Raw genomic sequence first — 20,983 nt, forward strand, 5'->3', positions numbered from 1 at the left:
AGAACTGTCGCCAAATGCGTGTCTGTTCTCAATGCGACGCCAGGCAAAAGTCCCGATATTCCCGAGCTCGGGCAGAGTAGGAGTTTGCTCATGCAGCGAACCGCAGGTTCCATGACCCGCACGGCAGCATCAACTGCCTTGTTTCAGGATTCGCTAACGAGATGTACTGGCTTTTTCATTCAACGGTTTACCTGCAAGGCTAGGCACAGAGATCGGCGACCTGCAAATCTCTAGAAACCGGTCAATCAACGCTGTCTGCACTGTTTGGCGAGAGCGGGCAATCACCACCCTGTAGTGTCCGATGCTTTCCTCGAGCGGTCGCGCAACGATGGGGTCGCCTTCAATCGTGCGATCCTGCTTGGGCGGGAAGCCTGCCAGGGTGAAGCCGAACCCCTTGCCGACGTAGGCCTGAACAAGCTCGCGTGATTGGGATTGGAATGGCACTTCGGGGTGAACGCCTGCGGCCTGCAGCAGTTGAAGATAGCTAGGGCCGGGCCCGGCTGGTGATACAGCGATATAGGGCAGTCCGATCAGGTCGGACAGGCTGATCCGGGCTTTTGCTGCCAAAGGGTGTTCGCCTGACAGCAGAACCAGGGGCGGCAGCTCCAGCAGCACTTCTGCCTCATGCCGCTTGAGATCGAACCCCTGGTCAAAGACCACCAGCGCATCCACTTCGCCACTGTCCAGTGCGTCCACCAAGGTCGGATAATCCGCTTCCTTCACCTCGACACGAACGTCTGGGTAGCTTTCGCGGAAGGCAAGCACCGCAGGCAGGACGATCCGCTGTGCCAGTGCGTGATGAGTGCCGATGTGGATCCTGCCAGTGCGTCCTGACGCCAGGTTCTCGGCCTGCCTGTCCAGCGCCGCGGCCTGCGCCAGCAGCGCCTCAGCCTGGGCGAAAAACTCCTTTCCCGCAGGCGTCAGCCGCATGCCTTGTGCCGGAAAGCGGTCGAACAGGGTCAGGCCGGTGGTCGTCTCCAGTTTGTCCACCGCTGAGGCAATCGCGGCGGGAGAAACATTCAATTGCCGGGCGGCCTGGGCAATACCGCCCCGCCGGGCGGTTTCTGACAGGTAGGCGAGTTGACGAAGGGTGAAATTAATCATCTAAAAAACTAACTTTTGAGGTGTATTAAATCAGTTTTACCGACCTTTTGGCAAGCCCTATGCTGCTTTTGGGACAAACAGGAGACTCACATGGAGATTCTTCCACTGACGGGGGGGCTCGGTGCCGAAATTCTGGGTGCGGATGTCCGCAGCGATGCAGATTTTGACGCCATTCAGCGCGCTTTTGCCAAATACTCGGTGATTGTGCTGAGGGGGCAGGCTGTGGGTCCGGAAGATCACCTGGCCTTTGCCCGCCGTTTCGGGCCGGTCAACGTGAACCGGTTCTTCAAGCCGGTCAAAGGGCACCCCGAGATCGCCATGGTGCTGAAAGAGAAGGACCAGAAAGAAGCCGTTGGAGAAGGTTGGCATACCGATCATTCTTATGATCAGGAACCGGCGATGGGCTCGATTTTGCATGCGATCGAAATGCCGCCTTACGGTGGCGATACGCTGTTTGTCTCAATGGGGGCCGCCTACGAGGCGCTTTCGGCCCCGATGCGCCGGTTTCTCGCCGAGCTGACGGCCGTGCATTCCTCGCGGCATGTGTTCGGCGCTGCCGTAATGGATAGCGAGGCAGTAAAGTCAGGACGTCTGGGCAATGCAGAGGCCGCAATCCAGGACGCCCGGCATCCGGTCGTTATCACGCATCCCCTGAGCCGACGGCGTGGCCTTTTTGTGAACCCGGTCTTCACAACCCGTATCGAGGGTTTGGCCCCGGCTGAGTCTGAGGCGCTTCTGGCCATGCTCTATGCCCATTGCCAGCAACCCGAGTTCCAATGCCGTGTGCGCTGGCAGGCCGGTGACATTACCATGTGGGACAACCGCGCCACCTGGCATAAGGCGATCAATGATTATCACGGCTTCCGCCGCCTGATGCATCGTGTCACTGTTGAGGGCGTGCCCCTCGCGCCCGCTGCTGCGGCCTGACCTTAGCGAAAGTATCGCAATGACCCACCTCAACTCACAGGCAGCAACCAGCCGGCCCAATGTCATCCTGATCCTTGCGGACGACATGGGATTTGCCGATCTTGGCTGCACCGGTTCTGAAATCCAGACCCCCAACATCGACGCCCTTGCGCGGGGCGGCGTTATGCTGTCGGCGATGTACAACTGCGCCCGCTGCTGCCCCACCCGTGCTTCGCTTCTGACCGGGCTTTATCCGCATAATGCAGGCGTTGGCCACATGGGCGCCAATCTGGGCACCCCTGCCTATCAGGGCTTCCTGCGCAATGACAGTGCCACGATTGCCGAGCATCTGCGCGCCAGCGGTTATGCCACGCTGATGTCGGGGAAATGGCATGTGGCGGGCGATTTTGAAGCCCGTAAGGTGGACAGTTGGCGGGTTGGCGACGTCGAACACCCAACCCCGCGCCAACGCGGCTTTGACCGGTTTTACGGGATCATGGATGGGGCCACACATTTCTTTTCGCCGCATTACATGCTGGAGGATGACAGTCGGGTCGAAACCTTCCCCGATGACTTCTACTTCACCGACGCCATCACCCAAAAGGCTATTGGTATGATCGAAAGCGCTGTGGCGGAAGAAAAACCCTTCTTCCTTTACCTAGCCCACACAGCGCCGCACTGGCCGTTGCACGCCCACCCTGAGAACATCGCAAAATACGATGGGGTCTATTCAAAAGGCTGGGACCATATTCGCACCGCGCGCCATGAAACCATGAACAGCCAGGGTGTGTTCCAGCGCGGCTGGGACATCTCGCCCCGCGACAGCACTGTACATGGTTGGGAGCAGGAACAGAACCGGGACTGGGAGGCCAGCAAGATGGCCACCTACGCGGCGATGGTTGACCGAATGGATCAGTCGATCGGCACGCTGGTTGCGGCCCTGAAACGGCTCGGTCAGTTCGACAACACGCTGATCCTGTTCCTGTCAGACAACGGCGGCTGCGCCGAATTCATGGCCGAGGACGGCTGGGCTAAGTTCTATCCCGACCGCACCCATGACGGCAAGCAGATCACCATGGGCAATGTGACCGGTCTGCGCCCCGGCGATGCCCAAACCTTCCAGAGCTATGACAAACCGTGGGCCAATGTCTCCAATGCGCCGTTCCGGCTTTACAAGCATTATGTCCACGAGGGCGGTATCTCCACGCCACTGGTGGCCCATTGGCCAAATGGGTTCGAACCGCGCGGCACAGCTCATGCAGCTTGCCATGTGGTCGATATTCTGCCGACCATCCTGGAAGCCACCGGAGGCGCCTATCAGACAGAGGTGGGCGGTCATGATATCCAACCGTTGCAAGGGGAATCTCTGCTAGGTCTAATGAAGGGCAAGGACTGGCAGCGCGAGCAGCCGATCTTCTGGGAGCACGAGGGCAATGCCGCCATCCGGTTGGGCCAGTTCAAGCTGGTTCGACTGCATGACCGCCCCTGGGAGCTTTACGATATCGAGGCCGACCGTACCGAGTTGACCGACCTAGCGGGCCGCAACGCCGCCCTTGAGAAAGACATGATCCATCAATACCAGGCTTGGGCGGAAACCGTCGGCGTGATGGACTGGAACGTAGCGTTGCCGAAACTGCTGGCGGCATGGGGGATGGAGAACGCGGATGGCTGAAGCTGATCGCTAGGTGGCTGCTGAGGTCCCTTGGTAAAGGACGGGTTTGCTCGCATCCTGCCAGTTCTGGCGAGGTGTAACGAATGGAACCGAAGCCAGCATCAGATCATCCATTTCGATCTTACCTGTGACTTTGGGGGTATCTTGCTCTGGGTAGATTGCTCGCCTCATCTTTTTTCTTGAGACGAATGTTTAATTATAGGAATGTATTTGAAAAAATCGAAAGTAGAACAGAGGAGTAGGCGTCAAATGGCCGGGAAGTTCGAGATATATAAAGACAAGGCTGGTGAATTTCGATTTCGTCTGAAAGCAGGGAATGGTGAAATCATTCTGGCCAGTGAAGGATATGTTCAAAAGGCGAGTGCCACGAACGGGATCGAGTCAGTCAAGAAGAACGCGCCGGATGACAGCCGGTACGAGCGCAAGGAAACCAAGTCCGGCGGTCATATGTTCAACTTGAAGGCCAGCAACGGTCAGGTGATCGGCACCAGCGAGAGCTATACCAGCACTTCAGGGCGGGATAACGGGATCGATTCCGTCAAACGGAACGCACCTGACGCACGTGTCGACGATCTGACGTGACCTGACACGGTAACTTTTTACCACTTCCATTTGTGTAAACTGCGAAGGCGAGATGCATCGACGCATCTCGCACAAAGGCTTGAACAACCAAGCCGAAAGCACACATCAATCAACCCGTAGGCGCGAACGCATCGTGAAGCGTTTCGTTTCGATTCTGTTTCAAATCCGTGCCTACCGAATAAAACGGCGTTTTAGCGACAGAGGATCCAGACCCATGCTGGCAATCAAATCCTTTGCTTCAACCGCATTTGCCCTGACGACCATTAAGCTGAAAAACATGATCCGCTAAAGGCAGATCTCCCCTGGACTCCGTCCATTTCAGCATTTCGCCCAACTGGCAGGCCAATCGAGTCGCCATCTCCACTGATGCTGCCGCTATTAAGACCGTAGTAGAATTGTCAACTTTGGTTCCGCGCGGGTGGGTTTGTCACAGGCAAATTGGGTTTGCTCGCGAGGTCCCCAAGGCTAAAAATCCGGGAGTGAGTGTGAGACGGAGGTAGAGCAGTGACCCAACAGAACTGGAGCCAGGCCATTCTCGACCGGCTCAAGTCCGCAGGAAGTAATCTGACTATACCAGACGGATCCCAACTGTTTGCTCCGGGCGCTTACGGTGAGATGTTTTTGATCGTCCGTTCGGGCATCGTCCGGGTGGAACAAACCAGTCCGTCGGGACGCACCGTTGTTCTTTATCGGGTTGGCCCGTACGACAGTTGCGTTATGACGACCTCGTGCATGTTGTCGGACATCCCCTATTCAGGGTTCGGTTATGCCGAGGGGCCGGTGACGGCGCTGGCCATCGGGCGGGACAAGTTCAACACGTTGCTGGCTACAGATGCCGAGTTTCGGGGCGCGGTCTTCATGGCGTTTTCACAACGCATTGTTGAGCTGTCCGAGGTTATCGATGATCTTCTACTTAACCGGATGGACCTGAAACTGGCGCAGTGGCTTTTGGATCAGGGCGCAACTTCGGGCGATATTCGCACCACGCACCAGCGCATTGCAGCCGAACTGGGCAGCGCGCGCGAAGTCATGTCCCGTATCCTCAAGGATTTTGAACATCGCGGGTGGGTCAGGCTTGAGCGAGGTGTGATTTATCTGCAGGACCGCCCAGCTCTGCACCACCATGCCAGAACGGGGGTTGTGTGACCTCGTCACATAATATGGCTTGGAAAACAGTGAATCTTGGGCCAGACAATCAAGGAGATTCGACCATGCAATTCACGTCTAATGTTGGTTCTGTCGACCGGATTCTGCGCCTGATCCTCGGTGGTGTGCTGATCCTTCTGGCACTGACCGGTACTATCGGCCCCTGGGGTTGGCTTGGGGCTGTGTTTGTGGTGACGGCATTCATGAAATTCTGTCCGATCTATGCGCTTCTGGGTCTGTGCACCAACAAGCAAGCCAAGCCGTAACACGACCAACCCTTGCCTCGTGCAACACCGGGATTTTCTGGATCCCGGCGTTGCGCAGCGGGCGCGGGTCAGGCGCGGCGTTTCTCAGAGCTGACGCTGTTTGAGGCGGCCCGAGCGCCCGTGATCCTGGCAAGGGCGGGGGCCAGCTCGGGGCTATTGAAACGGAACCCGCTGCGTAGCAGTTTTGCCGGAATGACACGCTGGCCACCCAGTATCGTTTCACGTCCCATATCCCCTGCGACGTTTGTGATCAGCCAAGCAGGCAGACGTATCAAGGCAGGGCGGTTCAATGCGCTTGCCAAAGCCTGTGTGAACTCTGCGTTGCGCACCGGGTTTGGAGCAGTGGCGTTGAGCGGGCCGTTGATATCCGGATGCGACATGACGAATGCGATGACGCGGATCAGATCATCCCGTTCGATCCAGGGCATCCACTGTTGTCCATCCCCCAGCTGACAACCGGCACCAAACTCGAAAGGTGTCAGCATTCGGGCCAGCATGCCGCCTTCAACCCCCAGCACCAGACCGATACGCAGTTGCACAACCCGGACGCCCATATCCACGACTGGCGCAGCGGCGCGCTCCCATGTGTCGCACACCTCATGGATGAAGGCGGGGCAGTGCGTGTCGTCTTCGGTGAGGGTCTCGTCTTGCCGCAGCCCATACCAGCCCACGGCGGAGCCGGTGATCAGACAAGATGGTTTTTGATCCAGCCTGCGGATCAGTGCGACCAAATCTTTCGTCATCTTGACCCGAGACTGCAGGATGCGCGCGCGTTTCCGAGGCGTCCAATGCGCGTTTGCTACCGGCTCACCCGCCAGATTGACGATGGCGTCAAAACGCTCTGTGTTGTCAATTTGCTCGAGTGAGGTGATCAGGCGTACCGGATGGGTCAAAGCGTCGACCTTTTGCAGATTGCGGGTCAGGACGGTGACGTGGTGGCCGCCAGCAACCAGGGCTTCGACCAGGCGTTGTCCGATGAAACCGGTGCCACCCGTGATCAGCAGATGTTGTCGGGGCGCGAGTTGCGCGACCAGAGAGGTCGCGTTGACAGCATTCAACCGCGTGCTGCGTGCGGCCGCCACCAAATCGCGCGCGCTGAACAGCGCCACACCAATCGCGGCAAGGGTCGCCATGATGCTCCAACCGCCGCGATGGACGGGTACCATCTCTGACGGCAGGGCAGACCAGGTCCAAAGGTATGGGGCAGCCAGCGCGAGGATCGCACCATAATTCAGCGCCAGCAAAGTGTGATTGACCCGTTCTGTGGCGGGGAGACGGCGGGTCAGGTCCTCTTCAACGAAATCCCAAAGGGTAATCAGGACCTCAAGGCCCAGGATTATGGTCAGAGCAATGGTAAACGTGCCGTGGGGTTCGAACCATCCAAGGCACAGGAAGATGACGGCGTAGAAAGCGTTCCTGACCCCATGCAGGCGCAGTTCGGTCTGTTGCGAAGGGCGCCAGGCCAGCCGCTCGGTGCCTTCATGGTGCACCAGCGTGTCGAATGCACCCATCGAGATCTGAAGGGCAATCAATGTCCAAAGCAGCGGGTCAGTCATGTCGGATCCTTTCTGTCGTAAAAAATGGCGTCCTGGTGGATCAACTCTCCGAACAGGCGGCTATGAAGGCTTAGGGAAAACAGAAACCGCGCGTCGCCAAGATCGGTGTGAGTGATGGTCAGAACGCCAGGGCGAATCCAGCGCGGGAGGCGCAGTTTCCTATCACCCAATTGAACGAAGTAATGATCGCTGAGAAAGCGGAGACCGGTGCGGTCTGCTTGAACGCGCAATGCGATACCGATACCGGCGCCGATGTATTCTTCGATCCCGGTCGGTCCAGAGAACCGTTTTGCGCTGTGGATAACTTGAGGAAACCCTCCGGCGCGCCCATACTGGCGGATCCAGAACTGTCCGTTAACGGAACTATCCTCGGTCACGGTGACAATCGCGGGCTGATCCACGCTGGATGTATCAAAGGGTAGGGGGCCGCCGATCAGACGGGCCAGATGCGCCAGCAGTTGCCCGGCCAGCGTCAGACGCATTGCTACAACTTTGCCCTGATAGACCACGCTGGCGCCGTTCGCTAGGCAATGACCAAACCGCGCCCGGACCTGATGGGGCAGGGCGGCCCAAGCTGCGGGGCCAACCAAGTCGCGAAACCTTTGATCGGACATGTCCATAACATGCGGAGAGAAGTTGCTCAGTTTCATATCACACCATATGCTGTAGTTGCTGTTATTTCTGTATGAAGAGAAATATATTCTCAAAATTTTTTACGACTTGCCTTTCTTGCTCCCGATCTTGAGGAGCATGATGATCTTGTCGCCCATCTTCATAAGAGCCGAAAGCTTGGACTTAGGGACCGACAGCATTTGCTCGGACCATTGGTCGGCCGTAGTCAGGAACTGTTGCATATTTTGCATTCTCTCCAATACGACAGGGGACAGATCAGCCTCGTCCGAGGCTTGTTGCACGCAGATGTCCAACGCCCGCATCGCGGGGTCGATCTCGCGCTCTTTGCGGCCTTTTGCAATCAGAAGGGCCATGTTCCAGACATCAGTTTCGGCTGCGAAGTGCTCGCGACGATCACCGGGGACGGGCACGCGGTGGATCAAACGCCATCCGGCCAGCTCTTTCAGCGAGTTTGAAACATTTGACCGGGCGATGCCAAGTTCGTTTGCGATTTCTTCGGCATTCATGGGCGAAGTGCTGAGGTACAAAAGCGCATGTATCTGCGCTACGGATCGGTTCACACCCCACTGGCTGCCCATATCACCCCAATAGAGGATGAATTGTGAACGGGCCGAGGATTCGGATAAATCAGTTGTTTCTGTCATGACAGAAATATGAGATACCGGTAGTCTGATGTCAAACAAATTTACCATGACGTCAGGGTGATCCGCCCGAAACCTGTACCGAGGTCTTGTCGCAACCGGATCGCAATTGATGACCGTGGAATCCTGAGTGACTAACCAATTCCAAAGTCAAATTTAGGGAATTAACCAGCCGCAATACCTGCCGTGCATTTGTAGCTAACAAACTATGCTAAAACCCGCGGTACGTTGGAACTGGTCACCTGACCGTGGCAATCTGGACATTTCCTACACGGAACCGACCATCCGCGGCCAACGGTACCCATTTTTCAGGACCGACACGCCGTCCACCTGTCCAGGTTCCGTTCGTTGAGCCCATATCACGAATAAAAAGATCGCCCGTTTTTTCTACGCGTAAAACACAATGCTGACCCGAAGTTCTTTCGCTGCGAGAAAGCGCAAGATCAGCCCAGTTCTTGTCACGTCCGATTTTGATCTGATGTGTGTTAGACAAGCCTTTAACATTCCGAAATTCGACAAACTTGCCGCGATCCGGGCCGTTCAGAACAACCAGTTGCCAAAAGGCCAAGGCGCGGGGAGCCATCGGGCTGTACCATGTCACATCGGCGGCCCTGTCATACCGGGATGCGACGTTCGGATTTGCTCCGGTTAAGCCAAACGACATGATCTTCTTCAACGCGCGGGTAGAACGCCGCATATGAGATACCGGATTGCCGCGTTTGTCGCGCATATTCAGACGTAAGGCATATCGTCCCAGGCTGTGCCCACCAAGAAAACCTTCGCAGATCAACCAGTAGCTAAGAACCAGGATCAGATAAAGCCCTACCGGTAAGGCCAGACCGGTATTTCCCAACCGTAGTTCCTGACGCAACACAGGTTCCAAAGTGACCAATACAAAACCCAGAAACATAAAATCTAGGACAGCGGCGGCGCTCAGCAGGCGCGCGGCGTTTTTTGAATCCAGAGGTCCACTGAGCTTCATGTCCGCGCCCCCAACAAAGTAAGCACCATAAAAAGGGCCGCGCCGATCGAGAATAGGAACAGCGCGTCGCACCTGATCCGCAGTGCTCGTCTACCACCTGCACCGGCGCTTTGAAAATGGAATCCAGCGACCCACACGGCAAGACCCGTTCCTGTGACAGTGAATAACAGGACTTCCGGCAAGACCTGTTGGTGGGGCGCAATAGAAAGCCAGTCAGCGGCCCCCACCATAAGGCCGCCCCACAAAAGCGCGACGACATAAGCTGCAAAGCCAAGAGACTCATTTCTTTGCTGACTTAGCTTTCCGACAAGTGCACCCAATCCCCATCCCAATGCCGCAGCGACTAAAACTAATAATGTCAGGCGGACAGGTAAAGACAGTGAAGAAACCTGAACATTGAACACAATACTGGACGTATTGTTCGTCAAATTGGAAGTAATACCGAGAAACGCAAGAAATGCGCCAACTCCGGCACCGAGGTGCCCAAGGAAGGTAAAAATATCATTTGCGAGTGAGAGTTTATCTCTGATATCAAAGGGTAATTTCATTGAAAATCTCGAGTTTGATAAATAAGGAATTCACGTGTTCGGCGACGTGAGACGATATTACCATTCTTCACTTGCACACATGCGAATCGTTGATTGAAAATAAAAAGTATGTGACTTCATAATCAACTACGAAGAAAATTATGAGTACGGAGTTTGTTGATGCGTTCAGTAGCAATTTCTATTTTTGCGGTTTTTTCTCTTCTACTTTCAGCCTGTACAGAAGAAACAATTCAATCTGCGTCATCATCGGCAGTCGCTGGCAAGACGCAGCAGGAAAAGCAACTTGAAAAGCAGGTTCGAAGCCTGGATCAGGTTTCAAAAGATATCATCGTCAACAATACCATTCAGGGTGCCCTGGCTGGTGCAGTCGTTGGTTGTGGGATCGGATTGTTGCTGGGTGGCAGTGGCAGCGATTGTGCCGCTGGTGCAGCAGCAGGTGGCCTGATCGGCGGCGTAGGCGGCAATCAGGTCGGCAAGAAAGCGGCAGCCAAAAATGTTGAAATCGTCAACAGCAAGGCTGTTCTGGCCAATCTGTCCAACGTCAGTAAGCAACTGAATTCGGTCGAAGCAAACCTGCGGTCAGTTCTGGCATCGCAAAACGCGGAACTGAAGTCGCTTCGTCGTCAACTGGATGGCGGCCAGGTTTCTCAATCGGCGTACAACGCACGCGTCAAGGCTATCAAGTCAAACCGCCAGGTTGTTTCGAATGAGCTAAAGCGCAGCGAAAAGAACATGGATGGAACGATTTCCGAGTTGCGTGCTGCCTCAAGCAAAGGCCAGCCTGGTCTGGGTGGAGCCACGAATGCAGCCGTCAGCAACAAAAATCGTCTGGCGCGGACGCGGGCATCCATCAATCTTCTTTAAGTTTCTTTGACCCGCGTTCGTTACCGGACGCGGGATTTCCAATAGTAAGTGTGTACCATGACCTCTGATCTTTTTCGTTTCTCAAAACCGGTAATGCTGGTCTCATTGATCGCCCTTGCGGGATGTACAGGATCTACGGACCCAACCACCGCGACTCTCTTCGACAATATAGCTAACCTGAATTCCGGGGAATACGATCGCCAGATTGCGCAGAACAAGGCGCAAGCGGATGCCATTCTTGCTCAGAACAAGGCGGCTGAGCAGCGAAACGCTCAGCTAGCGGCGCAGCGCAATGCCAATCAAAGCGAGATAAACGCGTTGCGTCAGCAGATTGCGGAAGTCAAAGCCCAAGGGGCCAAAGCCCGCGCAGCGTCAGCTTCGGACCCGGTGAAACTGCAGCAAGTTCAGGCTTTGGACAATCAACTGGGGGCCGTCGAACGGGACGTATCAAGCGGCGCTGATCCGTCTGTTGTACGCAACGAACTGAACCGGATTAAGTCGGCCTATCGCGCGCTGTCGATCTGATAAGAAACACGCCAGGTCGGCGCTTGTCGACGCATGCGACGACCGGGACAACTTGCCTGAGGGGGGTCTTGGGATCGTGACCTACGGAATATCACGCACATTTATTGCGGTTGCGGCTGCATTGGTTTTTGCAAGCTCAGCCCAGGCGCAGGACGGTAAGACGCGTGCGCCTGCGACCGGGCTTGCCATTCTGGATTGCGCTCCGGCAAAACCTGCACCGGAAGACAGTTGTCTGGTGCGGGTACCGTCAGGCAACGAACGCGGCGGTATGAGCTTTCGATCCCTTGGTGATACGCAAGCTGATTTCGAGTTCGTCAAAGATGTCGACGAATTGCCCGGTAACCTGACCCTCTCTGCTACAATGGTTCTGATTGACCTTTCTGTCGGGGATCGCAGTGGCAGGGTGCGCAGCTGGAGCCGCGAGAGGGACCTTATATCGCGCGTGGTGACGAACCTGCCGCCAGATGAGAAAGTTGCAATCTACGGTTTCGGTAACGATATTGTCGAACTCTCACCATTCTCCACCAGCCGCTCGCGCGCGGAAGACGTGGTCAAATCTCTAGAAATCAAAGAACAGAACACGCGCCTTGTTGCAAACTCGACCCGGGCAATCGAATTGCTCAGCGAGCAGGACGATGTGCTGTTGAAAAACCTGATCCTGATCACCGACGGCGACGAGGAAGGGTTGGCCACCGTTGAAGAGATTTCAGCGGCTGCGGAAAAGGCAGGGGTGTCTGTCTCAGCTCTTGGGATGTTCTGGCGGGCACAGGGGAATGCCCGTACCACGCGCGGCATCGATGTTTTGAAACGCCTGACCGATCCTCAACAAGGTCTAATGGAAGAAGTGTTTCTTCAGAACCAACAAACAGCAAACACGGTAGTTTCAAGCTTCATTCGAACTTATGGAAATTCGGTCAAGGGCTCAGGCCTGATCGTCCCCGTAGGCGATGCGGCGCCAGCGCGTATCACGATTGACATGATCGAACCTGTTGTTGGTCAACCTGGTCAGACACAGACCAAGAGCTACTCGGCAGAGTTTCAGCCTGTCAATGTAGCGGCGGCGCAAACGGAAGAACCGGCTGAACCGGAAGTGGATGAAACTCTGATTTTCGGCTTGCCGGCTTTGTATGTCTATGTCGGTGCCGGTGTTCTGGCATTGCTGGTACTTTTGCTGGCGTTCTTGCTGATGCGTCGCGGGGGCTCTGGTTTTGATGATGATCTGGAAGAGATCGAACTGGGGGATATCCCAAATGCTGAGGAAGTGCCGAACCGCGACGCAGCACCGACGGCTGCGCATGTACCACCTCCGGTTGCCTTTCTTGTGCGTGTTGACAATGGACATCGGTTTCCGGTGCCCGCAGGGCGTTCGACCTTGGGCCGCAGCAGCACTAACGCCGTGGTCGTTCCCGATAGCGGCGTATCCCGTGTTCATGCCGAACTGAGCGGATCGCTGGATGGCAAGTTCACACTCAGTGATCTGGATAGTCTGAACGGGACGCTGGTCAATGATCGCAAGATCAAAGGCACGCAAAGAATAAATGTGGGTGACACTGTGGGCCTTGGGCCCGTGCGCCTGAAACTGGTCCGCGGTTAATCCGCCAGATCATCTGAACAGGAAAGGTGATGAAAATGGGTAACGATAACAAGACTAGCTGGTTGTTCGATAAGGATGACGAAGAGTTGAACGATCTGGACATAGAAGGAGATGACGGTTTTACCGAAAGCCTTGCCCCTTCGAACAATGAACCGACACATGCAATCGGCGGATCATCCTACAGCGAAGCCCCGACCGAATATGTAGAATCTGACAAGACGCAGATCTACCACGGAGGTATGTCCAAGAGCTTTTCCGGAAAAGCCGAATTTGATCCAATGATTGATCCCATTACAGGGTGGTTGGTCGTGGTGAAGGGCCCCGGACTGGGACAGTCTGTAAACCTGGGTTCAGGTATGAACACGCTGGGACGCGAGGGAGGAGAGCGTGTGTCACTGGATTTTGGTGACAAGTTGATTTCTGGTAAGGATCATCTGCGTATCATTTTTGACGACGCCAATCGGGTATTCTTTGCAGCCCCCGGAACAGGCCGCAATATCAGTCGGATCAACGGGCAGATCGTCGCCACGACAATGCCGCTTGAGAACTATGCTTTGATTGAATTGTCCAAGCAGACTCATGTGCGTTTTGTTGCTTTCTGTAACGAGGATTTTGACTGGTCGGAACTGGCCCAATCCTCTGAAGACTAATTCAGATGACAATTATCAGCGGCAAGCAAAGCCTGGGCCAGCGCGAGAACCAGGAAGATGCGTTTGACATCGTATTCCAGAATGAACGTGACCCCAAATCAGATATCCTCATGCTGGTCGCCGACGGGATGGGGGGGCACGCTGGTGGTGAAGTGGCCGCGAACATGGCGTTGTCAACCTTCAAATCCCATTTCATCGAAGGCTCGAACGCCCCTCGTCCTCGAGACCGGTTGCAGGAGTCATTGATCGCGGCCAATGAAGCTCTGCGTCACAAGATTGGCAGCCAACCGGATCTAAAGGGCATGGGGTGTACACTTGTTGCCGCCCTGAAACTGGGTGACCGTTTGGTCTGGTTGTCCGTCGGAGACAGCAGCTTGTTTCTACTACGCGACGGACGGCTGAAAAAGCTCAACGCTGATCACTCGCTTTACGGCGAGCTTTTGCAGATGGTTGCGTCTGGTCAAATCACTCAGGACGAGGCTGACAACCATCCGCGTCGCAACGCACTGCGCTCTGCCTTGATGGGAGATCGGATTTCACTGACGGATATCAACGCGATCAACCTGAAACCCGGTGATGTCGTACTGGTATGTTCTGACGGGCTTGATACGTTGTCGCAAGCCGAGATCACCGGTGTGTTGCAAAGCGGTAAAAGTCGCGACATGCGTGGTGTGGCCTCGGATCTGCTGAATGCCGTCGAGGCGAAAGGCAAACCGAAACAGGATAATACGACTGTTGTGGTTTATGCACATGTTCAGGAAGGCATGAGCAGCATGTTGCGGGGCAGCCAGTGGGCGTTCACACCCGCTGACAATCGAAAGAAAACACTGAAATACATTGCGATCGGACTTGGGGCTTTAGCCGTTGGGGCCACTATTGGTGCGCTGAGTTTCGGTGACAAGAAGTCAGCGGAAACTGATCTGGCACCAAAGCCCGAGTCCGCTCCAGTAGAGCAGGAAGAACGCAGTATCGGAGACAGCTCGGTCGCCGAGCCGGTTTCGCCGGAAACGCCTGTTGAAGGTGTTGAGAGCCCCGCACCCGAAGAATCGGATGCTCAGGAACCGGTGGCTGATCCGGAAGCGCCTGGTGAAGAAGCCCCTCCGTCAGATGCGCCTGAAGCGTCGGGTGATCAGCCTGGTGAAGATGTGACCAATCAGGATGAGCAACCGTCCACTGATTCAGTAGTTCAGGAGTAGCGCCGCCCGTGTCCGCTCATTTGCCAAGGGGAGAAACCTTTGCCGGCTATGTCCTAGGGGACGTGCTTGGGCAAGGGGGCTTTGGCATCACCTATCAATCGCGCAACCGGGAATCAGGTGAACGATTTGCAATCAAGGAGTACTTCCCGGCGGATTACGCCAGTCGCGGACCGAAGAACGCAGTCGTTCCCACAAACGAAGGGCGCCAGCTTTTTCACATGGGGCTCGAAGCGTTTTTGCAGGAAGCTAACATGTTGCGCGACCTGCCGCAGCAGCAGGGCTTGATGCGTGTTCGGGCGGCTTTTCGCAAGCATGGTACAGCCTATTGCGTGATGGAATACATCCACGGCGATCCGTTGGACCGGATGCTGACTCGTATGATCGAGGCACGTGGCTCCGTACCTCAGGACCTCGTAAAAAAGTTTCTCCAATCAATGCTTGGTGCATTGGATGCGGTTCACAAAGTTGGCATTGTGCATCGCGACATGAAGCCTGCGAATGTCATGATCCGAAAAGATGGGCAGCCGATCCTGATTGACTTCGGAGCAGCGCGACTGATGGGCAAGTCCAGCGGGTTGGCTTCTATGTTCACACGGAAATACGCCGCGATCGAGCAGTTTCCGCCCGAAAAAACCGGGTTGGCGGGCGGAGTTCACGAAGGACCGTGGAGCGATCTGTTCGCATTGTCGGTTATTCTTTACGAAATGGTGTCGCAAAGCCTGCCGCCAAATGCGGAAGAACGCTGGAAAGACAAGCGGGCCACTGGTCGTGATCCTTATGTGCCCGTGCGTCAGAATCTGATCCGCAACCGTGTGCAGGCCCAATATGATGACGTTCTGCTCAATGCGATCGACATGGGGTGTCAGCTGTTGCCCCGAGACCGAATTCAGACTGCGCGAGACTATGCCCGGATTTCAGGTATCGATTTGCGTCACCCTGTCGAGAAACATGAACCACCTGACCCGAAACCAAAGCGACCGCAGGACGGTCGCACGCCTCGACATAAGCGCGGTGGTCGTGCTGGGCATAAGGCATCGCTAGTGGTGTTGTTGTTTATTCTGGTCGTTGCTGTGGCCGTAATTGCGTATGGAACTTTGATGTGAATGTTGTGATCGCCCTTCGTGCAATGTTTTTCTCAGTTGTTTGGTCAGCTGCTTTCGAAGTGTCAGCTGCATGCGCGCAGATCCAATCCGAAGTCGTTACGGTGGCTGATGGTGCGGTTGGGCGTGTGGTTGTCCAATACGATGGTGGATGGGGAACCGGGTCTGGCTTTGTGCTTGCGCCTTTGCCGGGTGGAGGCGGGTATTATTTCCTGACCAATCACCACGTGATCGAAGGTGGTGTCAGCGCGTTTGTTGGCTTCAAGAAAGGCGACCGGATCTACAAATACGGCGTTCAGGTCGCATACGATTCCTTTGAAAAGGACATGGCTATCCTGAAGATCACACCGCAGGAATCCTTTGATCACAAACCCAACGTTCTGGCGGTGCGTGTTGGGACAATCAACAAAGGCGAGCAGGTTGCCGCAGTCGGTTTTCCTGGCACTTCAGACGTATCCAATGACAGCGGAAACGAGCTGGCCTTTTTTGAGACCACATTGACACAAGGGGCCGTCAGCAAAGTTTCACCCGGAAAAACGCAGCGGAATCGTGGTACGCAAGAAATTGTTCAGCACACTGCAGCAATCAACCCCGGAAACTCCGGCGGGCCGATGATCGATTTCTGCGGTTCGGTTTTGGGGATCAACACCGCCGGTGTCATGTTGAATTCGGATGGTGAAACTCCTGCTAACGGCACGTTCTTTGCACCATCCGCCAATTCCATCGCCGGTTTCCTGCAAGACAGCAATGTCCCGTTCACGCGTCACAAGGCAGGTTGTGATCCTGACAATCCAACTGTCGTTTCCGGTGGTACGTCAGACAGCAACCTTCTGATCATCCTTGCTGTATTGTGCGGTGGAGGCGCTGTGGTGATCGGTGGGATGTACTATGTCGTCTCGCAAAGTCGCGGTAAGGCTGATTTTAAACCCGAGCGGTCGGCTGCGTCTTCCAAATCCTCTGGGCGGTCTATTCTTGCCGTGGGCATGGCGGGTCATTCTGCGCAGTTCAGTGCTCGGCAGTTGCAATCCGGTGTCACCATCGGGCGTGCCAGCGAGAACACATTGACAGTCACTGATCGCAATTTGAGCCGCCGTCATGCAAGCCTCTCTCTGCAGGGGCGCAAGATGATGCTGACAGATCTTGGGTCTTCGAATGGGACCAAGGTTGACGGGCGGCGCCTCAAGCCAAACGAGCCGGTGCAGATCAACACCACGTCGAGGGTTGAACTGGGAGGGATAGCGCTTGTCCTCAAACGACCCTGATACCGTCCTGTCAATCCGGAACCTTGGTATAGAACGAGCGCCGAGTTTCTTTGTTGTGATCGAAGAACTGGACCTGAGGGCAGGTGAGACCATTGTTCTGGATGCTGTCAGCGGGGCGGGTAAAAGTACCGCTCTGGGGTTGATCGCGGGGGCGCTTCCGTTGACTGCATTGCCGGATACGCACCACGAGATAGCTGGCGTTACGGTGACGCCGGATACGCCTCGTGCGGATTTTGCGGGGCCGGACAAGCTGGGATTTGTACTTCAAACAAACACACTGGTTCCATATCTGACATTGCTCGAAAACATCGAACTGCCCGTGCGCGTTGCGGGTCAGGAACCCGATGCAGAATGGCAGGACCATCTAATCCGGTCGATGGGCCTGGGTGACTATGGGGCGCGAAAGCCGGGTCAGTTATCTGTTGGTCAACGACAGCGAGTATCCGTTGCGCGGGCTTTGTTGGGTCGACCGGCCCTGTTGCTGCTGGATGAGCCGGTGTCGGCATTGGATCCCGCGAATGTCGCCGAGGTCGAGGGCTTGATCGTGCATCTTGCGGCAGAGGCCGGGTCTGCTGTCGTGTTGGCCAGCCATCAGGCGCAGACCGGTGAGTTTGCGCAAACGCCTCGGGCTGATCATCGGCTTCTGGATCATCAGGGGCAGTCCTATTCCATCTTTTCCACAGCGGGTCGTGTAGCGGCCAAGGTGGCATGATGTTGAAAATACCAACCAAACTGGCCCTCAGGGAGTTAAAGCACGACTGGCAATCGGCTTTATGTTTTGTCGCTGCCTTGGCTGGTGTTCTTGGACCTCTGCTGATCATACTTGCGCTCAAGAATGGGGTCATCGGCACAATGGTCGGGCGTCTGATCGAAGATCCGTCGAACCGTGAAATCCTGGCCATCGGTGCGGGGCAGCATGATGCTGCCTTCTTTGCAGGTTTGAGTGCGCGGCAAGATGTAGGTTTTGTTGTTCCTGCAACACGCTCAATCAACACATCCGCAAACGCTGTTCGGAATGAGGCGCAGCGGAAACTGGAGCGGGCGGTGCCATTGATCCCGTCATCTGCGGGTGACCCCTTGGTCAAGGGCGAGGCCGTCGGTCCCGGCCGGATCTGGATATCAGACACGCTGGCAAGTGATCTTTCGGTTTCCGCAGGTGATACACTGGACATGATTATCGGGCGCGAGGTCGACGGGCAGCGCGAGAACGCGCGGCGCGACCTGACGGTTATCGGTGTGCTATCGCCTGAGATCTGGCCGCGGCCCGCAATCTTCCTGTCGGTTCCCGACTTGCTGGCAGTTGAGCGGTTCCGGGATGACCTGTCCGCGACACCTGGTAACTGGACGGACCCGGTTCCGGAACCTGACAGCTTTGCCAGCTATCGCCTGTATGCCAGGTCTCTCGAAGATATCGCAACCCTTTCCGCTTATTTGGCGGATATCGGTTTGCAATCTCGTCCAAGGGCTGAAAACGCAGCGCTGTTGCTGTCATTTCGCCGGAATTTAAACATCCTTTTCACGGCCGTAGCGGCATTGGCGATGTTCGGGTTTTGGGCTGCAATGTCAGCCAACCTTCGTGGTATGGTCGAGCGTCAACGCGTCATCTTCAGTTTGTTTTCCATGTTGACGATGCCCGATCGTCAGCGGTGCGTCATTCCCGTTGTGCAAAGCCTGACGCTTGTACTGGGTGGTGTGATTGCGACCTTGGTTATCATCCTGCCTTTTCTGCTTGCCATCAATGCCAGCTTCGAAACGGCGCCCGGAGAGGCCATTGCGCGCCTTTACCCCGGTGACATTCTGGCCACTCTGGGTCTGGGCGCTGTGACAGCTGTCACGGCAGCGGCCTGGGCGGTATTTGCCGTTCGCAATGTTGAACCACAGGAGGTTTTGACCCATGCCTAGACTTCCTCTGAGTATGATTGCCACTCTGATCGGCCTTTTCAGCTTGACTTCAACCGCACAGGCGCAGGACATCACTTGGCGCGAGAAATATTTTAATCCGCAACCCGCCGAGGGAGATTTGACTCTGCCAATGCCGTGCGGCGGAGCGATGACGTTTCGAAAGATCGCAACTCCTAATACTGACGGCGTGATTGGCGATGTTTCGGTTGTACTTGGTCAGGAAGGAAGCGAGCAGCCCTATCTGAACGGTCTTCGCCGGGCGTTTGTATCTGGTGCGTTCGCGGATGAAGATGGTGCGGCCAAGGGCTACTTCTACATGGCCAAATACGAGTTGGCACAGGCACAATGGGATGTGGTCATGGCTGGTCAATGTTCCGAAAAGGAACCCCGCCGACGCGAGTTTGTTCCTGCCGTCGCACAATCAAAGCTCGACTATCAGCGCTTTGCTGAGGCCTATACGCTATGGTTGATGCAGAACGCCCCGGATACGTTACCGCGTGTCGGTGAAACACGTGGGTATCTGCGATTGCCGACTGAAGAAGAGTGGGAATACTCTGCCCGCGGTGGGTTGGCCGTTGATCAAGCTCTGTTCCGGGCGCCCTTGCCCCCGATTCCGGAAGGGACGCCGCAGGACGAATTCATAGCACATGGTGGAACAGCGTCGGCGGGCGGTAAATTACAGGTTATAGGTTCGTTGCGCCCCAACCCTTTGGGTCTGCATGACATGCTGGGCAATGCGGCCGAAATCGTTGGCGATCCATTTGCTTTGGTCCGTCACGGCCGATTGCACGGACAGGCCGGAGGATTTGTGAAACGGGGGGGTGATGCACGCACACCCTTGGCGGACATCACTTCTTCGACCCGGTTCGAAGTGCCGCCGTTTGACATTTTGTCCAATACCTCTTCAGCGGACCGGTTTACCGGCACACGTCTTGTGTTGCAGGGCTTGGCCATTACTTCGGCTGATCAGGACCAGGCTCTGAAAGATGGACTGGACCAATTGGCACGCCCGGACGAAGGTCTTGCTGTAGCGGCCAGCGAACAAGAGGCGATGGACCTTCTGGATGAGATATCGGCCGAGACGTTGTCGGATCGGACCAAAACTCAATTGGCGGTGATCAAGGATACCTTGAACAGGGGGCGTGTGGAACGTAACGCGCAACGCGACCAGTCGATCCGCCTTATCCTGACCTCGGGTGTACTTGTCTGCGGGCAGGGCATTCGACGTTATCTAAATGCGCTGATTTCATCACTGACAATTGCACCTGAGCTGGATGCGCTGGAGGCGGAAGCGCGGGCAAGCGGGGACCAGTCTTTCCTTGACGAAGTGCTTGCTGCCAAAGAGGACGCTGCGGCCAAGCTGGCCGAACTTGAGGCCAAGGCCAAGGCTGATATTGTCGAATATGCCAACCTGATCGAAGGGTTGGTCGATCAGTATTCACCTGTTTTGCTGCGCAAGCAGATCGATTTCATCTATCCGACAGAAGCAGAGCGGGGTCGCGAGCGCGCGACTTGCCTTGCTATGGTTCAGGATCATATCGGTGCGCGAAGCGTAGCTGGCTATTCGGATTTGGATCAGATTGCGAACGACTTTCAGGCAGTTGCTTTGTCGTTTGTCGAAGAATGAATTGGAAAGGTTGAACTATGCGGGATGTATTGAACAAATCGCTTGAAGTACTGGTCTGGATAACGACTTGTCTATCCATTGTCTTTTTCTGTTTCACAGCAATTACGATGTTGCGGCTATCTCCGCTGGGGCCGGATACAACGACCATCATTGCAGCCTTTCTGACTGTGGTGTTCGGGATTACCGCTTCGCTTGTTTTTGCTGGCATCTGTTTTCAAATCATGGAT

At 55.6% G+C, this 20,983-nt stretch carries 22 protein-coding genes; 15 read left to right on the top strand and 7 right to left on the bottom strand.

What is annotated here, in order from left to right; genetic code table 11:
• Positions 1-153: 153 nt before the first annotated feature.
• Positions 154-1,104 carry a LysR family transcriptional regulator gene (locus ACR0D9_RS14330; protein WP_480539179.1) on the bottom strand — a complete coding sequence of 317 codons (951 nt, stop codon included), beginning with the start codon at positions 1,102-1,104 and terminating at the stop codon, positions 154-156.
• A gap of 90 nt (positions 1,105-1,194) precedes the next feature.
• Between ACR0D9_RS14330 and ACR0D9_RS14335 the strand changes: the two genes are divergently transcribed.
• Together ACR0D9_RS14335 and ACR0D9_RS14340 are read left to right on the top strand one after the other, a co-directional pair.
• Entirely contained in the window at positions 1,195-2,031 is an 837-nt protein-coding gene (locus ACR0D9_RS14335; protein WP_480539181.1) for a TauD/TfdA dioxygenase family protein, read from the top strand.
• 19 nt (positions 2,032-2,050) lie between these two features.
• Entirely contained in the window at positions 2,051-3,682 is a 1,632-nt protein-coding gene (locus tag ACR0D9_RS14340) for an arylsulfatase (RefSeq protein WP_480539183.1), read from the top strand.
• Positions 3,683-3,691: 9 nt separating this feature from the next.
• Here ACR0D9_RS14340 and ACR0D9_RS14345 read toward each other — a convergent pair whose 3' ends face one another.
• Positions 3,692-3,853, bottom strand: a complete 162-nt coding sequence (locus ACR0D9_RS14345; RefSeq protein WP_480539185.1) for a hypothetical protein — start codon at positions 3,851-3,853, stop codon at positions 3,692-3,694.
• Positions 3,854-3,931: 78 nt separating this feature from the next.
• Here ACR0D9_RS14345 and ACR0D9_RS14350 point away from each other — a divergent pair, with 78 nt between their 5' ends.
• The 3 genes from ACR0D9_RS14350 (at position 3,932) to ACR0D9_RS14360 (ending at position 5,676) form a co-directional block, all read left to right on the top strand.
• Positions 3,932-4,264: a YegP family protein gene (locus tag ACR0D9_RS14350; protein ID WP_480539187.1), complete on the top strand. Its 333-nt coding sequence runs from the start codon at positions 3,932-3,934 to the stop codon at positions 4,262-4,264.
• 504 nt (positions 4,265-4,768) lie between these two features.
• The gene (locus ACR0D9_RS14355) at positions 4,769-5,410 is read left to right on the top strand and encodes a Crp/Fnr family transcriptional regulator (protein WP_480487969.1); all 642 of its coding nucleotides are present in this window, start codon (positions 4,769-4,771) and stop codon (positions 5,408-5,410) included.
• A 65-nt stretch (positions 5,411-5,475) separates the two neighbouring features.
• On the top strand, positions 5,476-5,676 hold the full coding sequence (locus ACR0D9_RS14360; RefSeq protein WP_480483558.1) for a YgaP family membrane protein: 201 nt from the start codon (positions 5,476-5,478) through the stop codon (positions 5,674-5,676).
• A 68-nt stretch (positions 5,677-5,744) separates the two neighbouring features.
• Here ACR0D9_RS14360 and ACR0D9_RS14365 read toward each other — a convergent pair whose 3' ends face one another.
• From ACR0D9_RS14365 to ACR0D9_RS14385, 5 genes are all read right to left on the bottom strand, one after another.
• Positions 5,745-7,232 carry a TIGR01777 family oxidoreductase gene (locus tag ACR0D9_RS14365; RefSeq protein WP_480539189.1) on the bottom strand — a complete coding sequence of 496 codons (1,488 nt, stop codon included), beginning with the start codon at positions 7,230-7,232 and terminating at the stop codon, positions 5,745-5,747.
• Positions 7,229-7,882, bottom strand: coding sequence for a DUF4166 domain-containing protein (locus ACR0D9_RS14370; RefSeq protein ID WP_480487972.1), 654 nt, complete (start codon positions 7,880-7,882; stop codon positions 7,229-7,231). Before ACR0D9_RS14370 ends, ACR0D9_RS14365 begins: the two co-directional genes overlap by 4 nt.
• Positions 7,883-7,945: 63 nt before the next feature.
• Positions 7,946-8,509 (bottom strand): GbsR/MarR family transcriptional regulator, encoded by a 564-nt coding sequence (locus ACR0D9_RS14375; RefSeq protein ID WP_480483554.1) that lies wholly within the window; start codon positions 8,507-8,509, stop codon positions 7,946-7,948.
• A gap of 235 nt (positions 8,510-8,744) precedes the next feature.
• Positions 8,745-9,488 carry an FHA domain-containing protein gene (locus ACR0D9_RS14380; RefSeq protein ID WP_480483552.1) on the bottom strand — a complete coding sequence of 248 codons (744 nt, stop codon included), beginning with the start codon at positions 9,486-9,488 and terminating at the stop codon, positions 8,745-8,747.
• Positions 9,485-10,036 carry a hypothetical protein gene (locus tag ACR0D9_RS14385; protein WP_480483550.1) on the bottom strand — a complete coding sequence of 184 codons (552 nt, stop codon included), beginning with the start codon at positions 10,034-10,036 and terminating at the stop codon, positions 9,485-9,487. Before ACR0D9_RS14385 ends, ACR0D9_RS14380 begins: the two co-directional genes overlap by 4 nt.
• Positions 10,037-10,195: 159 nt before the next feature.
• Here ACR0D9_RS14385 and ACR0D9_RS14390 point away from each other — a divergent pair, with 159 nt between their 5' ends.
• The 10 genes from ACR0D9_RS14390 (at position 10,196) to ACR0D9_RS14435 (ending at position 20,756) form a co-directional block, all read left to right on the top strand.
• Positions 10,196-10,900, top strand: a complete 705-nt coding sequence (locus ACR0D9_RS14390; RefSeq protein WP_480483548.1) for a hypothetical protein — start codon at positions 10,196-10,198, stop codon at positions 10,898-10,900.
• A 57-nt stretch (positions 10,901-10,957) separates the two neighbouring features.
• Positions 10,958-11,425, top strand: coding sequence for a hypothetical protein (locus ACR0D9_RS14395; protein ID WP_480483546.1), 468 nt, complete (start codon positions 10,958-10,960; stop codon positions 11,423-11,425).
• 76 nt (positions 11,426-11,501) lie between these two features.
• Complete coding sequence (locus ACR0D9_RS14400; protein WP_480487974.1) at positions 11,502-13,019, top strand: FHA domain-containing protein; 1,518 nt, start codon at positions 11,502-11,504, stop codon at positions 13,017-13,019.
• A gap of 35 nt (positions 13,020-13,054) precedes the next feature.
• The gene (locus ACR0D9_RS14405; RefSeq protein ID WP_480483542.1) at positions 13,055-13,669 is read left to right on the top strand and encodes an FHA domain-containing protein; all 615 of its coding nucleotides are present in this window, start codon (positions 13,055-13,057) and stop codon (positions 13,667-13,669) included.
• A 5-nt stretch (positions 13,670-13,674) separates the two neighbouring features.
• A complete protein-coding gene (locus ACR0D9_RS14410; RefSeq protein WP_480539191.1) occupies positions 13,675-14,865 on the top strand; it encodes a PP2C family protein-serine/threonine phosphatase in 1,191 nt (396 codons plus the stop codon).
• An 8-nt stretch (positions 14,866-14,873) separates the two neighbouring features.
• Complete coding sequence (locus tag ACR0D9_RS14415; RefSeq protein ID WP_480483538.1) at positions 14,874-15,968, top strand: serine/threonine protein kinase; 1,095 nt, start codon at positions 14,874-14,876, stop codon at positions 15,966-15,968.
• A gap of 59 nt (positions 15,969-16,027) precedes the next feature.
• Positions 16,028-17,227: a trypsin-like peptidase domain-containing protein gene (locus tag ACR0D9_RS14420; RefSeq protein ID WP_480483536.1), complete on the top strand. Its 1,200-nt coding sequence runs from the start codon at positions 16,028-16,030 to the stop codon at positions 17,225-17,227.
• Positions 17,208-17,939 carry an ATP-binding cassette domain-containing protein gene (locus ACR0D9_RS14425; RefSeq protein ID WP_480487980.1) on the top strand — a complete coding sequence of 244 codons (732 nt, stop codon included), beginning with the start codon at positions 17,208-17,210 and terminating at the stop codon, positions 17,937-17,939. Before ACR0D9_RS14420 ends, ACR0D9_RS14425 begins: the two co-directional genes overlap by 20 nt.
• A complete protein-coding gene (locus tag ACR0D9_RS14430) occupies positions 17,939-19,129 on the top strand; it encodes an ABC transporter permease family protein (protein WP_480487982.1) in 1,191 nt (396 codons plus the stop codon). The genes ACR0D9_RS14425 and ACR0D9_RS14430 overlap by 1 nt, the downstream gene beginning before the upstream one ends.
• Entirely contained in the window at positions 19,122-20,756 is a 1,635-nt protein-coding gene (locus ACR0D9_RS14435) for a formylglycine-generating enzyme family protein (RefSeq protein ID WP_480483530.1), read from the top strand. Before ACR0D9_RS14430 ends, ACR0D9_RS14435 begins: the two co-directional genes overlap by 8 nt.
• The last annotated feature ends 227 nt before the right edge of the window (positions 20,757-20,983 follow it).

It is taken from the genome of Ruegeria sp. AK11 (assembly GCF_056541095.1).